Source organism: Stenotrophomonas sp. TWI819, assembly GCF_039673075.1.
Lineage (GTDB): Bacteria > Pseudomonadota > Gammaproteobacteria > Xanthomonadales > Xanthomonadaceae > Stenotrophomonas > Stenotrophomonas rhizophila_B.
This window is the reverse complement of the sequence record NZ_JBDJKY010000005.1, coordinates 174,994-189,832: the sequence shown is the minus strand read 5'-3', so window position 1 is coordinate 189,832 and position 14,839 is coordinate 174,994. Positions and strand designations below refer to the sequence as shown.

General features: G+C 66.8%; 8 protein-coding genes and 2 tRNA genes. 4 read left to right on the top strand and 6 right to left on the bottom strand.

Annotated features, from left to right (window positions below; all coding sequences use genetic code 11):
- The first annotated feature begins 16 nt into the window (after positions 1 to 16).
- From cydX to ABE463_RS09125, 3 genes are all read left to right on the top strand, one after another.
- The gene (gene cydX, locus ABE463_RS09135; protein WP_019182852.1) at positions 17 to 130 is read left to right on the top strand and encodes a cytochrome bd-I oxidase subunit CydX; all 114 of its coding nucleotides are present in this window, start codon (positions 17 to 19) and stop codon (positions 128 to 130) included.
- Positions 131 to 178: 48 nt separating this feature from the next.
- Positions 179 to 255: transfer RNA gene (locus tag ABE463_RS09130), tRNA-Pro, on the top strand.
- Positions 256 to 394: 139 nt separating this feature from the next.
- A tRNA-Pro gene (locus ABE463_RS09125) sits at positions 395 to 471 on the top strand.
- 30 nt (positions 472 to 501) lie between these two features.
- Here the strand turns inward: ABE463_RS09125 and ABE463_RS09120 are convergent.
- From ABE463_RS09120 to ABE463_RS09095, 6 genes are all read right to left on the bottom strand, one after another.
- Entirely contained in the window at positions 502 to 900 is a 399-nt protein-coding gene (locus ABE463_RS09120; protein WP_346467944.1) for a hypothetical protein, read from the bottom strand.
- The gene (locus ABE463_RS09115; RefSeq protein ID WP_346467943.1) at positions 897 to 1,319 is read right to left on the bottom strand and encodes a hypothetical protein; all 423 of its coding nucleotides are present in this window, start codon (positions 1,317 to 1,319) and stop codon (positions 897 to 899) included. The genes ABE463_RS09120 and ABE463_RS09115 overlap by 4 nt, the downstream gene beginning before the upstream one ends.
- A gap of 5 nt (positions 1,320 to 1,324) precedes the next feature.
- On the bottom strand, positions 1,325 to 1,711 hold the full coding sequence (locus tag ABE463_RS09110) for a hypothetical protein (protein ID WP_346467942.1): 387 nt from the start codon (positions 1,709 to 1,711) through the stop codon (positions 1,325 to 1,327).
- Between the two features lie 107 nt (positions 1,712 to 1,818).
- Positions 1,819 to 2,217, bottom strand: a complete 399-nt coding sequence (locus tag ABE463_RS09105) for a hypothetical protein (RefSeq protein WP_346467941.1) — start codon at positions 2,215 to 2,217, stop codon at positions 1,819 to 1,821.
- Positions 2,214 to 11,192 carry a hemagglutinin repeat-containing protein gene (locus ABE463_RS09100; protein ID WP_346467940.1) on the bottom strand — a complete coding sequence of 2,993 codons (8,979 nt, stop codon included), beginning with the start codon at positions 11,190 to 11,192 and terminating at the stop codon, positions 2,214 to 2,216. Before ABE463_RS09100 ends, ABE463_RS09105 begins: the two co-directional genes overlap by 4 nt.
- Positions 11,193 to 11,247: 55 nt before the next feature.
- The gene (locus ABE463_RS09095; RefSeq protein ID WP_346467939.1) at positions 11,248 to 12,996 is read right to left on the bottom strand and encodes a ShlB/FhaC/HecB family hemolysin secretion/activation protein; all 1,749 of its coding nucleotides are present in this window, start codon (positions 12,994 to 12,996) and stop codon (positions 11,248 to 11,250) included.
- Positions 12,997 to 13,407: 411 nt separating this feature from the next.
- On the opposite strand from ABE463_RS09095, the gene ABE463_RS09090 reads away from it, so the two are divergent.
- Positions 13,408 to 14,619 (top strand): MFS transporter, encoded by a 1,212-nt coding sequence (locus ABE463_RS09090; RefSeq protein ID WP_259261513.1) that lies wholly within the window; start codon positions 13,408 to 13,410, stop codon positions 14,617 to 14,619.
- Positions 14,620 to 14,839: the final 220 nt, after the last annotated feature.

Sequence of the window (14,839 nt, the reverse complement as noted above, 5' to 3'; positions counted from 1 at the left end):
CCATAGGAGACTCACCATGTGGTACTTCGCTTGGATTCTGGGTGCAGGGCTGGCTTCGGTCGTGGCTATTCTCAACGGCATGTGGTTCGAGGCCCGCGAGCAGAGCCGTACGGATCACGAAGAAGGCTAAAAAAAGGTTGCCGATCGGGTCTTCACACCGTATCCTTGTCGGCTCCTTCGGGGTGTAGCTCAGTCTGGTAGAGCGCTACGTTCGGGACGTAGAGGTCGCAGGTTCGAATCCTGTCTCCCCGACCACTTCGGTGGTCGTATTGAAGCCTGGGAACACGTTTCCAGGCTTCTTTATCAAGGGCCGTGGCAACACGGCACCGAAGGCGAAAACCGCGATCCCCCCTTGCCGCCGACCGGCGGGATCGATACAATAGGCGGCTCCTTACGGGGTGTAGCTCAGTCTGGTAGAGCGCTACGTTCGGGACGTAGAGGTCGCAGGTTCGAATCCTGTCTCCCCGACCATTTGATGGTCACAATCAAGCCTGGAAGACATCACTGTCCTCCGGGTTTTTTTGTGCCTGGCGATTGGCAGGCCGGGTAGCGGCTGCGGATTTCCCCTTCGCAGCTGCCGGTGTAGCGGTAGCCTTGGCCGAGCATGCAGCGCTGCAGATCATCGAACGTGCGGCCCAGGGCCTGCTGGATCACCGCCGCGCTGGCCCCCTCCGCCGTGGAGACGTGGTAACCGCCATTGGCGGCCCCGCCACAATCGCGCCAATCGGCATCGCGGGCCGTGCCACCGTTGCCTGGCTTCTCCCAGGTATCCCGCGGTGGCATGAGGGTGCGGCCGACCGATGGATCGCCATTCATCCACATGCCGCCCATGCCGCAGGCGCCGAGGCTGGCGGCCAGGCACAGGGCAGTGACGACGCGGCGGATGGGACGGGGTTTCATGGCGATTCGCACGCCGGGTAGCGGCGCGGAATGTCGCCTTCGCAGCGACCCGTGTAGCGGTAGCCCTTCCCCAGCATGCACCGTTGTGCCGCGTAGAGCTTGTCGCGTGAAAGATTGGCGGTTTCCTCACCCGTGGCACCTTGCCGGTCTGAGGAGATGTTCCCACTGCGTTGGCCGCCGCAGGCCTGCCAGTCCGTATCACGCACCAGGGCACCTGCGTCCGGCCTGCTCCAGTCGTGGCCCGGCGGCACCAGCTGCCGGGTTGCGGCAGGGTTTCCATTCATCCACATCCCACCTGCACCACAGGCGGTCAGCCCGAACAGCATGCCGAGTACCACCGTCGCACGACCCGTGTGCCGTTTGGCGGGATGCTTGCGACAGATGAACCCCCTACGGACGAACAGCAGTGTCATGCGCATCGTATTCACTCCACCGGAAACCCACGACGCACGAACTCGAACCCCTCGCCGGCCATGCATGCATCATGGAGTTGGCCCAGCCGAGCGGCGATCTCTTTGCGCCGCTTCTTCTGTGCCGAGGTACGTTCGGCATGCCAGATCTTCGTGATCACGGCGCTCTCCTTGAGAAGCCCAACGTACTCGTCGGTGTTGCGCAGGTGCTGGCTGCATTGCTGCCGGGCCACGTCCGCGTCGGCCTTGCTCGCCCCCGCCTTGCGCCAGTACTGCCGCGTCGGCATGACACGAACGGAACCCGCCGGAACAGGCCCCATGTCCGTCACCGCCACTTGCCCCGGTACAGCGGGAGTGCTGGCACAGCCTGCAACCGCGAAAAGTACGATCGCCATCAGCATCGATATACGTCTGACCCTCCGGCTCGCGCGAGGGTGCTCATGCGCCGTCCGCCGATCCCAGGGATCAGGTGCAGCGGCGAGCGCACCTGCACGAGGCCGCCGCACGTTCATCGCGACTGGCAGGCGGGGAATCGACTCGCAATATCCCCTGAGCATGTCCCGGTGTATTGGTATCCCTTTTGCATCATGCAGCGCTGGACGTCGTCATTCTTCCGGGTGAGGCGCTGCACGGTTTCGGGACCGTTGCTGCCCTGCTGATCGATGCCGACATTGCCGTTCGCCATGCCGCCGCATGCCACCCACGCCGCCCCCAGTTGCGAGGCATCGGCCTTGCCCGCCGCCCAGCTGTCGCGCTGCGAAGGGGGATTGGCCAAGGCGTCGTAGGTTTTCTTGTCACAGTAGGCGCGCGGCGTCTGCGGGCCGCAGACGTTCCAGTTGCCTACCGAACACCCGGCCGACAACGCCAGGGAGAACAGCAGGCCAAGTGCACAGATGATTCGGATCATGGGGATGCCTTCACGAACGTGGTGATGGCCTGCCATACGCCTGGCGGCAGGCCTTTTGCCATTGCAAACGGGGCGGCCGTGGGGATGGCGAACACGCTCCATGTGTTGTGTACCTTCTGCAGCAGTGGGGAGCGCCCGCGTACTGCGTTGCCCTGCTCATCATACAACCCGCTCATCTGGCCGCCGATGTAGTCGTGTGGGCCCGCAAAGAACTCGATCAATCTGTCCTCCCAATCACCCTTGGAATAAGGGGTCCCGTTGAGCGTACCTTCGATACCTTGAATACCGCCGGTCAGGCCACCCAGTGCCTTGCCCTCTTCACTGGCCAGGAAGTCCTTCAGACTCATCTTCGCGGCGGTCGCGTTCCATTGCACATGCCCGTTGTCATCCAGTGCCAGCTTGCCGGTTTCGTCGGTAATGCAACGGCTGTTGGACGTGCCGCACAGCAGATCCAGATCGATGCGGGTTCCGCCCAGTTTGATGCCGTCGCCGTCCACACCAATGCTGATCCCGTTGATGTTGTTGAGGACGTTCTTGTTCTTGGATGTGGTCGGGTCCACTTCGGGATTGGAGGGATCGACGACGCCGGTGAACAGTTCCGAATTCTTGATCATCTCCTTCCTCATCCAGTCCGCCGCACTGGCCAGCGCCTCCTTGGAGACCGCGCTGGTCGCCGAGCCGGTCACCGCGCCGATCAGGATGTTGAGCATCTTCTCCTGCGTGCGCAGTTCATCGGCTTCAGCCTGCAGCGCAGCCTTCTGCTCCGGCGTGTCGGCGTGCTCGTAACGCTCCTTGATGCTGGCGCCGCGGCTGGCCACATAGCTGCCCACGGCACTGTGCGCCTGCTGGGTGAACGCTGCGCTGATCTGCGCTTCGGCCTGCACCTTCTGCGCGAGTTCCACCGGATCCCAGTTACGGATCAGCCCGTTGGCATCGTCGCCACTGAGCACACCGCGATTGAGGCTGGCCAGGGTGTCGTCGATGCTCTTGCCGGTCCTGGCCAGCTGCGCGTTGCCATCGGTGATGGTCAGCCCGCCTGCGCTGATGCCGCTGCGGGTGGTGCTGGCATCGCTGCCCTTGTCGCTGGCATAGCCGGGCGCGGCAGCGCTGGCATCGTTGCCATAGTTCTGCCAGGACCAGCTGCTGCCCTGCCCGGCCGCACCGGTGGACCCTGGCGTACCGTCGTTGCCACGGCCGCTGTTGCCGCCACTGGACGGGGCGCCGGTGCCGCTCTTGCTGAAGCCGCCGGACAGGCTGAGGCTGCTGGCCTTGTAATCGCTGCGGTTGTCCAGATCGCGCACGCTCAATGTGCTGGTGATCAGCTGGTTGCGGCCGTCGGCGATGGCCTGTTCGCTGGAGGCGATCACGCCACCGATCAGATCGGTATTGCCGCCTACGCGTACCTGGTAGCCACCGTCGCCCGCCTTGATTCCGCTCTGCTCGACAACACTGGCGTAGTCACCATCGACCTTGGTGTTGCCGTAGCTGGCGCTGCCGGAGAAGCCCAAGCCGACCGTGACACTGCCGCCGACACTGGTGTCCTTGCTGTGGAAGCTGGAGGTGTCCTGCAGGCTCTCGATGTTGAGGTCACCGCCGATATCGCCGATCACCTGGCGACCACTGGCCACTGCGCCACGCAGGGTGGTGTCGCCGCCGGATTGCAGGACCAGCGTGTTGCCGGCGTTGACGTGGCTGTTGGTCCAGTTCACGTCGGTGCCCTCACCCTTGCCCTTGGAGCCACTGGCATTGGCGGTGATGCCGGCGCTGGCGCCACCGGAGCCGATGCTGATCGCCACGCCGACGCCGCCGCTGGCCGCGCTGCTCTTGCGATCGGTCTCCAGCGTGTTCTTCGCCGCCAGCAGGGCGATATCGCCATCGGCCCGCAGGTAGGCGTTGTTGCCGGCGTTGATGGTGCTGCCAACCACGGTCAGATCCGAGTCCTTGCCCGCGCCGGTGGCACTGATGCGCACGTCGCCGCCTGCGGTGATGCTGGAGCCGGCTGCGTTGTCGTGCGTGGTGGTGGTCTTGCTGTCGCTGCGTGCGCCGCCCACGGTGATGGAAATGTTGATGCCACCCGCCGCGCCTGGATCAGCCTGCACCGCACCCACGGCTGCCGCCGTGTTGAGCACGGTGGTCGCTGCCGCCAACGTTTTCATGCGGCTGTCATCGGTCTGGCTGGCCGCCTTCTTCATCTGCTCGGCGCTCTGGATCGCCGAAATCACCGGCGCGGTCAACGCCACCGTCAGGCCGGCCTGGCGGAATTTGTCCTCCTGGGTGGCGACGCCCGTCTCGCGGGCTTCCACGATATCGACCTTGCGCGCGTGGATGTCGACATCGCCCACCGGCGCGACGACGTGGCTGCCGACCTGGCGGTAGTTGTTGCCCGCCACCATCACCACGTTGCCCGCGGTGGAGCCGACGGTGGACCCCGCGGCACTGGTACTCACGTCCTTGGCATCGCGGCTCTGCATCTGCGTGCCGACCGTGAACGCGACGCCGCCGTTGTAGAGGAAGCCGCTTTCATCCTTGCGCTTGTAGTGGCTCTCACCGCGCGTGTTGGTCGCCGCCTGCACGGTCAGATCGTTGTCGGCCAGCAGCACGGTGCCCGCATCGGAGACCACGTTGCTGCCGGTCACGGTGATGTTGTTGCCGCGCACCGCCACCTGGTGCCCGCTGAGCGTGCTGGCGATGGCCTGGGTTTCCTCCAGGCTATCGCGCGTGGTGTTGGTGGTGGACTTCAACAGCCCGCGATGGGTGTGCTTGCGGCCCTCGCTCCAATTGTTGCTCTGCTCGCCGCTGGCGATGCTGACGTCGTTGTCGGCCATCACCGAGATCGCGCCATCGCTGCTGTAGACCTGCGCGGCGCGCAGGTTCACATCATGGCCCGCCTGCAGCTGCACTGCCCCGGCGGTATCGAGGGTGGTGCCGACTTCGCGCACGTAGCCTTGGCGCAGGTAGTTGTCGTTGTTGCGGACGTTGTTCTCCTGGCGTGCCTCGGTGACCGTGCCCAGGGAGAGATCACGCCCCGCCGAAAGCAGGGTCTGGCCCTGTGCGCCGGTGTTGACCACCTGGGCGCCGTCCATGCGCAGGTCGCGGCCGGCCTTGGCCAGCAACGTGGCGCCCTGATCACTCACGAACAACCCGGCCACGCGGTCGATGTTGGTCCGGCTGAAGTCGCTCAGTCCGGCCGTGTTCTGACCGCTGCGGGTGGTGGTGACCATGTTGAGATCACGGCCAGCGCTGGCGACCAGCACGCTGCGCGCATCGATCAGGCCGCCGAGGTTGTCCAGGTCGGTACGCGCATTGGCGCTGACCGTGTCACCGCTGATGCGGCCGTCGAGGTTGCGCAGGTTCTGCGCGTCGATCTTCACCGCGGTGCGGCCAGCAATGGTGCCGCTGTTGACCAGATCGCCGCGCAGGTTCAGCTCCACTGAGCGGCCCGCCAGCAGCGTGCCGGTGCCGTCGATATCGCCGGGGCGTACGCGTACATAGACCTGCGGGACCAGCGCGGTGGTGGTGCTGCCATCGGCCAGGGTGACGCGCTGCTCGACCAGCCAGACGATGTCGCTGGTGAGCTGGGCCATCTGTGCCGGGGTCAGCGCCACACCGGGGCGCAGGCCCCATGCGTCGGCGATGGTGGCCGCGTTGTCGAGCAGCGCGCGGTACTGCGCTTCATCGTCGGCGTAGCCGTCCAGAAAGCGGCGGCCGGTGAGCTGGGCAACCTGATCGCGAACCAGCTTCTGTTCGTAGAACCCATCGCCCAACCGCTTCTGCACATTGGCCGGGTCCACGCCCATCTTCTGCAGCAGATACTCCGAGCCAAGCCAGCTGCGGTAATCGGCAAAGCGTGGATCGGTCTCGACCAGGTACTGCCCCGCGTTCGGGCCACTCTGGAACAGGCTGCTCTGCGGCAGTTCGGCCTCCACGCCGATGGTGCGGATCACCGTCGGCTGGTTACCCTCCGCGCCCTGCGCACCGGTGCCAGCATTGCTGCCGGGGCCCGCCAGCGAGGCCACGCTGGCGCTGACCTCGGTCACCTGGCGCTGCCCACCGATGGCGCCGGCGTCGGCTGCGCCACCGACCTGCCCACCGACGGTACCGGTAGTGACGCCGCCCACCTGGTAGCCGCTGCCACCATCGCGGGTGTTCTGTTCGGTGCGGGTCACGCCCAGATTGATGGTGCGCACTTCATCGGCCGGGCGATAGGCGATCTTCCCGTCCCACTTGCGTTCGTGATAGCGCTTGAAGCCACCGCGCCAGCGGCTGTAGGTGTACTGGCTGGTGCCTTCCTCGCGCACGCGGTACTCGCCGAATGCATCGATGTTGCGCAGGTTGCCAAGGTCGCCCAGCAACGCGCCGCCGGCCAGGATCTGGCTCTTGTCGTTGATCAGCTCATCGCCACGCAGGGTCATGTTGCCGCCCGAGATGATCCGGCCCGGCGCGCTGGAGGTGACCTGGGTTTCGTACTCGGTATGGGTGACGTCGTACTGGGTCCATGCCTTGACGTCGCCGCTGCCGTTTTTCCACCAGTACTTGCCGGCACGGCTCCAGCTGGACCAGGTGAACTCGCTGGCATCGTGCATGCCCGGCGTGCCCTTGGGCTGGATGTACAGCTTCTTGGTCGGGCCCACCACCATCACTTCAGTGGTGGCAAAGTGCTCGTTGCTGTTGAGCAGGCGCGTGGCGTCGATGCTCAAGCCACCCAGCGACTCGATGGTCGCGCTGACGTTGTGCACCAGGCCTGCGCGACCGACTGCATGCCCCTGCGCATCCAGCGCACCGCCGATGTTGAGTGCATTGTCGCCACCGCCGGCACTGAAGATCAGCGCCTGCTCGCGGTTGACCACGGTGCCGGCGCCGATGTCCAGGCGCTCACGCGCGGCAAGGGTGGCCGCGCGGGTAACGCCCTCCAGCGTTTCATCACTGTTGACCAGGGTGTTGGCACCGATCGACAGGCGGTCGCCATAGATGCGACCGGTGCCGACGTTGAGGATCACATCGGCATCGACGCGGGTGTCCACGCCGTCGATCAGGCCTCGGTTGCCGAGCACGCCATCGGCGCGCACCTGCGTGCGGAGGCCGCTGATCTCACCCGTGGCGAGGTTGTCGACCTGGCGTGCGTGCAGGTTCAGATCCCCGGCCTGCACCTTGCCTGCGTTGGTCCACAGTCCCTGCGTGGAGACCGTGGCCTTGCCATTGGCGGTGATCTGGCCATCGTTGCGGTAGTCCTGCTGCAGCGCAAGCACCAGGTCGCCCTGCGACAACACCCGGCCCGTGCCGTTGAGCACGTTGGCATGCAGCGTCTGGTTGCCCGCCGACAGCAGCGTGCCGTCGGTGTTGCCGACCTGGCCGGCGCGCACGTCCAGACTGCCCGCCGAGGACACCAGGCCTTGCTGGTTGAACAGCGCATCGGTCGCCTGCAGCGCAATGCGCTGGTCGGCAGCGATCACGCCGCTGCTGTTGTCGATCTGCGCGGCAGTGAGGTCCACGTTGCGACCCTGCAGCCCGAGCGCGGTGCCGCCGCCGCTCGTGGCGCGGTTGTCGATGCGCGCAGCCTGGGCGACCAGATCGCCACCGGCCACGGCCAGCCCGGCCTGGTTGACCAGCTCACCGCTCAGCTCAAGGGTCAGGTTCTGAGCGGCCTGCAGGCGGCCACCGCTGTTGTCCACGCGCTGCGCCTGCAGCAGCAGCGAGGTGCCGCTGCCGACCTGCCCGCCGCTGCGGTTGTCCAGCGAGGCCAGTCGCGCGTCCAGCGCCGTCTGCGCCTGGACAAGGCCGGCACGGTTGTCCAGCTCACCGGCACGCAGGGTCAGCCCGGCACCGCTGACGATGCCGCCACGCGCGCCCGCGTCGGTATTGCCCAGCCGCTGGCCGTGCGTATCGATGCTCATCCCGCCACTGGACTGCAGCAGGCCAGCGCGGTTCTCCAGTGCACCACTGCGGATATCCAGCGTGCCGGCGGTGGCGGCGATGATGCCTTCACTGTTGTCCACGCCGCCCAGACCCGTATCCAAGGCGACGGAGGCGCCGGCCAGCGTGCCACGCACGTTGGTCAGCCCTTGGCTGGTCACCGACAGCGCACGCTCGGCCTGGATCACACCGGCGGTGTTGTCGATATCGCTCGCACTGTCGAGCGTAACATCGCCTTCGACCGAGGCCAGGGTGCCCGCGTCACGGTTGATGATGCGCCCGGCCTGCACGTGCAGCGTGTCGTTGGCAGCGAGGGTGCCGGCGCTGTTGTCGAGGGTCTGGGCGACCGCCACGTCCAGCGTGTCGCCTGCGTTGACGGTGCCGCCGAGGTTGTCGAGGCTGCCGGCGCGCAGCTGCTGCGCACCACCGGAGGCGATCATGCCGCCCTGGCGGTTGTCGAGCAGGCCGTCCACGGCGAGCTGCATCGCACTTTCACCGGCGGCCTGGACCGTGCCAGCCTGGTTGTCCAGCTGGCCGGCCTGCAGCGTGAGATCGCCAGCGCTGGCCAAGGTGCCGCGCTGGTTGTCGAGCGTGCCGGTCACCTGCAGCGTGGAGGCCGCACTGCCCGCCGCCAGTAGTTTGCCGTCGCGGTTGGAAAGGCTCCCTGCCTGCACGGCGAGCGCACCGTTGCCGATGATCTGGCCGCTGTCGTTCTGCAGCGCGTGGGTCACGCGCAGGCCAAGCGTGTCGGTGCCGGTGGCGATCAGCTCACCCCGACGATTGTCCAACTGCCCGGCGTCGATCTCCATGCGCACCGCCGAGGTGATGCCGCCGGAGACATCGATGCGCTGGCCCTGCAGGTGCAGCGCGCCGTTGCTCAGCAGCTTGCCGCCTGCCCCGGCCAAGGTCGCCGCGGTGATGTCCAGGCGGCCGCTGCCGGCCTGCTGCACCTGCCCACCCGCGTTGCTCAGCAGCACAGTATCGATGGCCAGATCGCCGTTGCTGGCGAGCGTGCCATCGCTGTTGTCCAGCGCGGTCGCCGCCTCGATGCGGTTGGCCTGGCTGCCGGTCGCCAGCAGCTGGCCGCCACGGTTGTCGAGCGTATCGACCTGGACATCGAGCGTGCCGGCCTGCAGTTCCGCCTGGCGATGATCGACCTGCCCTGCGCGGAGGCTGAGCGTGCCGGCCGTAGCGATCTCGCCGCGCTGGCCGTTCAACGTGCCGGTGGTGAGCTGCAGGCCGTCGCTGCCGGTGTGCATGAGCGTGCCGTCGGTGTTGACCAGCACTGCACTGGTCAGCGCCAGCGAAGTGGCGTTGCTGGCGAGACGGCCATCGATGTTGTCGAACGTGCCTTCCACCAGCAGCTGGGCGGGTGCAGTGCCGCTGTGGGTGATCGTGCCACTGCGGTTGGACAGCTGCGTGGTGCTTACATCAAGGGCGCCGCCCACGTTCAATGCGCCGGCGTCGTTGTGCAGTGTCTGACCCTGCACGCGCAGGTCGCGCTGGGTGGTCAGCTCGCCCCGCCGATTGGACAGCGCGCCACCGTTCACGCTCAGGTCGCGCACGCCGATGCTGCCGCCGTCGTTGTCCAACTCACCGGCGCGCAGATCGATATCGCCACCGGCCAGCACCGCGCCGGCATCGTTGTCGAGCAGGCCGGCAATCATCACGCGGCCCTGCGCGAGCGGCGCGGTGGTCGGCGGAATCACGCCCGGCGCGCTGCCGTCGGTGCTGCCGTTGCCGGTGCCCGGTGTTCCTGGGTTGCCCGTGCCTTCCCCCGTGCCTGGCGTCGTCGGTGCGGCCCCATCCTGCTGGGCCAGCGCGCCGATGCTGCCCTTGTCGCGGTTCTTCAACTGCCCACTCTCTACCGCCAACGCCTGCACACCCGCCTGCTCGATGCGCCCGTCGCGGTTGACCAGCGAGGCGGCTTCCACATCCAGACGAGTGCCGTTGAGCTGCCCCCCCGTGTTGTCCAGATCCTGGCCGGTGCGCAGGTTCAATTCGCGACCCGCGCTGACCAGACCTTCATTGCGCACACCGCCGCTGGCCGCGATGCGGGTGTCGTCGCGCGCCTGCAGTTTGCCGGTGTTTTCCAGCCGGCCATCGACGGTGACCACCAGCTCACCGGTCTGCGCGCCGAGATTGCCGGCGTTGCGCACGCCTACCCCATGCTCGGTGCCCATCAACAGAATCTTGTTGGCATACATGCCGCCGAGCTGCGCGACGTCCAGCGCGTACTGCGGCGCACTGCCTTCCGCGGCCTGCGCCTGCACGCGGCTCAGATCGGCACTGACCGTATTGGCGCCAGTGGTGAGCTGCAGTTGCTGTGCCCATAGACCTGCGTTGAGCTGCACCGAGCGCGCGATCAGATCGGTGTAGTCGACCCGGCTGGCATCCATGCCGGCGCCGAAGATACGGATGGCACCGCCCTGCACGCGGTATCCCTCCAGCGCACCGCCGTTGAACATCGGCGTGCCGGTGGTCAGAGTGATGCGGTTGGCGTTGATGAAGCCGCAGCCGTCGCAATCGATGCCGGCGGGGTTGGCGATCACCACCTGCGCGCGGTCGCCGGCCACTTCCACGTAGCCGCGCAGCTGGCTCGGGTTCGCTCCGTTGACCTCGTTGAGGATCACCCGCGCGGTGCCACCGGCCAGCCACGGATTGCCCTGTACCCAGCCGCCGAGCTGGGACTGCGTGTTGCCGCGCGAATTGTTGAGGATGGCGCCCTGCTGGTCGACATCGAATCGCTGGTAGGTGTTGCGCGAGACACCGGCCGCACTCGGGGTCTGGATGTTGATCTGCGGCGTACCGTTGGCGGTTTCCAGCACGGTCGGGCGCTGGTTGCCCGGCGCATTCGGATCGGCCACCACCTGCGCCGCGGCCATGCCGGTCACCCCGACCCAGCCGAGCATCACCCACAACGCGAAGGCCATCGGGCGCAGTGCCGCCGTGCGGTCACCGCCCTGTCCGATACCAAGCCCACCGGGGCGCGGGGTAATCTCCGCGGCGACCTGCCAGAGCTTGAGAGCGTGGTTGAACACGAGTCGGTACAGATGCTTGTTCATGACAGTTCCTTTGTGTGCGTGTGGTCGGCGCGGCGCGCAGGCGCCAGCGCTGGAATCAGAACGACCAGCTCAGGGTGAATCCGGTGACGGTGTACGCATTATGGAAACCAGAGGGCTTGTTCAACGGGGCGCCGACGAAGCCGTCCCAGTACAGGCCGCGATAGGACCCGCGCAGGCCGATCACGGTGCCTGCCAGGTCATTGCCCAGCTGCCATTGCGTGGCGCTGCCGCCGACATGACCGTAATCGGCGCCGACGTAGAACTCCTGGCCACCGCCGAGTGCCAGGCCGATGTCGTTGCGGATGAGCCAACCGCGCTCGCCCATCAGCGACATCTCGCCATCGAAGCCGCGCACGGTGTAGCGGCCACCGATCGCGAAGCGGTCCTGCGGCACCAGCCCGCCACGGTTCCACTGCGCGCGCCAGCTGCCGGTGTAGCGCAGGCGCTGCTGGCCAAGCTGGAACGGGACGCTCAGCTGCGCATCGGCGAAGTAGATCTTCGGGTGTGAGGTGGCTTCACCGAACAGCTCCTCGGGCGCTGCGATCGAACCGAATGCCCCGGTGCCGCGGCGGAAGCCGAACGTCCCATCCAGCGTCGCCTGGCCGATGAAATGACGGTGGTTCAGGCCGAGTTCCCAGCCGCCCATGCGCCGGCGCTGCACGAGGATTTCAGTGTCGTCGATGAAGTTGCGCGAGTCGCGCTCCCAGGCACGCAGGTACATGCTGGTCTTGCTGCTCGCAGTGCGGAACAGCAGGCGCGTGGCGCGGACTTCGGCGTTGTAACTCTCGCCGCTGTACAGATACGACTGCTGGTTGCCGGCCACGGTCTGCTCATACTCGTAGCCGCTGCGGGTGGCACCGAACAGCCAGTAACCGACCGGCACCGAGTAGTGGAAGGTGAAGCCCTTGGTGCCGCGCTTGCCGCCGCTGAACACGTCGTGGTTGAGGTTGACGTAGAACAGGTCGTTCTGACGCAGCGCGTGATCCAGCGACATCGTCGCGCCCGCCTGGGTCTTGCCGGTGGCCTTGCTGCCGGAATCGTCCAGGCTCAGGTTGAAGCGCACCAGCCGCTGTTGCGACCACTGCACGACCAGGTCGCTTTGCCCGGGCGCGGCATCGGCGCCTTCGGCCGGGCTGATCTGGATGTCGGCCTCGGCGGTCGGCACCCGCTTGAAGTTCTCCAGCCCCTGTTCGATGTCACGCAGGTTGAGCAGGTCGCCGCTCCGCGCCGGGATCGCGTTCCACATCGTGGCATTGCGGTGGGTGCCTTCGGCGAAGCGGATCTGACGCAGCGTGCCGGGCACCAGCGTCAATTCCAGCGCGCCGGTGGTCAGGTCCTGCGGCTGGGCCAGCACGCGCGTGGTGACGAAGCCGCGCTCCACGATGGCGTTCTGCACGCGCGACATCACCACGTTGATCCCGGTGGTGCCCAGACAACGGCCAAGCGCCGGATCGCCGTTGACGTTGGCCGCAGCCAACGCCCACTGGAAGCGTTCGGCCTGCTCGCCGCCCAAGCTGATGCGCTCGATCACGAAACACGGTGCCTCGTCCTGGGGCAGCCGCTCGGGGGCCGCCACCGGGGCGTCCTGCAGGCGCGCATCGGGCCGTGTTTCAAGCTGCTCGCGCAGCGCGCGTTCGCGCTCCTGCTGGCGGAGCAGTTCCTGATCAGGGGCCGGCCGCTGCTGGGCACTGGCCGGCAGACAGATCAGGGCCAGCGCGGCCGCCAGCGGGGCCAGAAGGAGGGTGCGCCGGGAAGCGCCATGAGAACCGGCGCGAGCCGGGGTGGGTAGTACGTGGTTTGGCATGCAGTATCTCGAACGTGGGCTGGCACGAACCATCGTTCGCTATAGACCGCCCCTATGGAGGCCCGCCAATTTAAGAGCTATTCGCGACATGAAAACCGTCAAAAACCCCACTCTCCGGGTAGGACAACTACCCACCTGCATGTAGGTATTTTCCTAAATAGTCATTTTTTTGACGCAGCTCACATGGAAGGGGATCGCGCGACCCTTGTTGTGAACACGTTTTCACACGTAGCGCCTGCCGAAGGGCTGATGAGGGACCTGCCGGGATCGAACCCGTACAATGGCCGGTCCTGGCTCCGCCGTCGGCGGCGGCCCAGTCCCCTACCCCGCAGATGCTGGCCGCTGGCCGGTCTCTGCCGTTGCACCCGCGTGCCTGAGCCCGCGGTGCGCTACCTGTCCGGAAACATGCTGATGACTCACCCCACCTCACCGTCCCAGTCCCTGCTGCACGGGCGCCTGCTGGCTTTTGCCGCGATCCTGCTGGCCGCCTTGAACCTGCGCACCGCGGTTACCTCGCTGACCCCGCTGCTGGATGTGCTCGGCCAGACCTTCGGCTTCGGGACGACCATGACCGGCGTGCTTGGCATGCTCCCCACCGCGGCCTTCGCGCTGTTCGGCGTGACCACCCCGGCGGTGGCGCGTCGCCTGGGCCTGGAGCGCACCGCCCTGCTGGCGATGAGCCTGGCCACCGTGGGCCTGCTGCTGCGCTCGATGGCCGGCGGCGTGGGCAGCCTGCTGTTCGGCTCGGTGGTGGCACTGGCCGGCATGGGCATCGGCAACGTGGTCGTCCCCCCGCTGGTGAAGCGTTACTTCGCCAACCGCGTGGGCACCATGAGCACGCTCTACATCACCGTGCTGCAGATCGGCACGATGATGCCGGCCCTGCTGGCGGTACCCGTCGCGCAGCAGGCGGGCTGGCGCGTATCGCTGGGCATCTGGGCACTGATGTCGCTGGCAGCGGCGCTGCCGTGGCTCATGCTCTCCCGCGCCCGCCCGCATCCGGACACGATCAGCGCCGCCAACGATCCTGCCAGCGCGCCGCACGGGAAGGTCTGGAAGACGCCGCTGGCGTGGGGCATGACCCTGATGTTCGGCATGACCTCGTTGATGACCTATTCGATGTTCACCTGGCTGCCGCGGATCGTGGTCGAAGCCGGTGCGACGCCGGCCTTCGGCGGCATCATGGTGGCCATCTTCGCCGCCTGCGGCCTGCTGCCGTCGCTGACCATGCCGGCCCTGGCCGTGCGTCTGCGCAATCCCTTCCCGCTGGTGCTGATCGGTTTCAGTGCTTTCCTGATCGCTTTCGCCGGCCTGCTGTACGCACCGATGAAGGCTCCCTGGCTGTGGGCGGTATTGCTTGGCATCGGCCCGTCCACGTTCCCGTTGGCGTTGACCCTGATCAACCTGCGCACGCGTACGCCGGCCGGCTCGGCGGCGTTGTCCGGCTTCATGCAGGGCGTGGGCTATGCCTTCAGCTGCCTGGGGCCGTTCCTGTTCGGCTGGCTGCATGCGGTCAGCGGTGGCTGGCACCTGCCGTTCGGCTTCCTGGTGCTGTGCGCGGTGGTGCTGCTCAGCGCCTCCTGGGTCGCCTGCAAACCGCAGAAGCTCGAAGACCAGTGGTGATCGCCCCGGCGCGTCCATCTACACGCGCTGTGCGCAACTGCTGACGTAGCGTGTCGCTAACTGACCCGATGCCAGACATCGGGCGGTGTTCGGAGCCCCTGGTACCGCCAGGTGGCTGAACAGCTTCATGGCGACGGAGTGCGCTTTCCCATGTTGGCGACATGGTCTGAATCTGTAGCAATTCAATGACTTGCCCCTCTCCTCCGGGTTTCACCCGGGG

Bases quoted from the DNA above. Each gene is read 5' to 3' on its own strand.
- cydX (WP_019182852.1), top strand. From the start codon at position 17: ATGTGGTACTTCGCTTGGATTCTGGGTGCAGGGCTGGCTTCGGTCGTG.
- ABE463_RS09120 (WP_346467944.1), bottom strand. From the start codon at position 900: ATGAAACCCCGTCCCATCCGCCGCGTCGTCACTGCCCTGTGCCTGGCC.
- ABE463_RS09115 (WP_346467943.1), bottom strand. From the start codon at position 1,319: ATGCGCATGACACTGCTGTTCGTCCGTAGGGGGTTCATCTGTCGCAAG.
- ABE463_RS09110 (WP_346467942.1), bottom strand. From the start codon at position 1,711: ATGCTGATGGCGATCGTACTTTTCGCGGTTGCAGGCTGTGCCAGCACT.
- ABE463_RS09105 (WP_346467941.1), bottom strand. From the start codon at position 2,217: ATGATCCGAATCATCTGTGCACTTGGCCTGCTGTTCTCCCTGGCGTTG.
- ABE463_RS09100 (WP_346467940.1), bottom strand. From the start codon at position 11,192: ATGAACAAGCATCTGTACCGACTCGTGTTCAACCACGCTCTCAAGCTC.
- ABE463_RS09095 (WP_346467939.1), bottom strand. From the start codon at position 12,996: ATGCCAAACCACGTACTACCCACCCCGGCTCGCGCCGGTTCTCATGGC.
- ABE463_RS09090 (WP_259261513.1), top strand. From the start codon at position 13,408: ATGACTCACCCCACCTCACCGTCCCAGTCCCTGCTGCACGGGCGCCTG.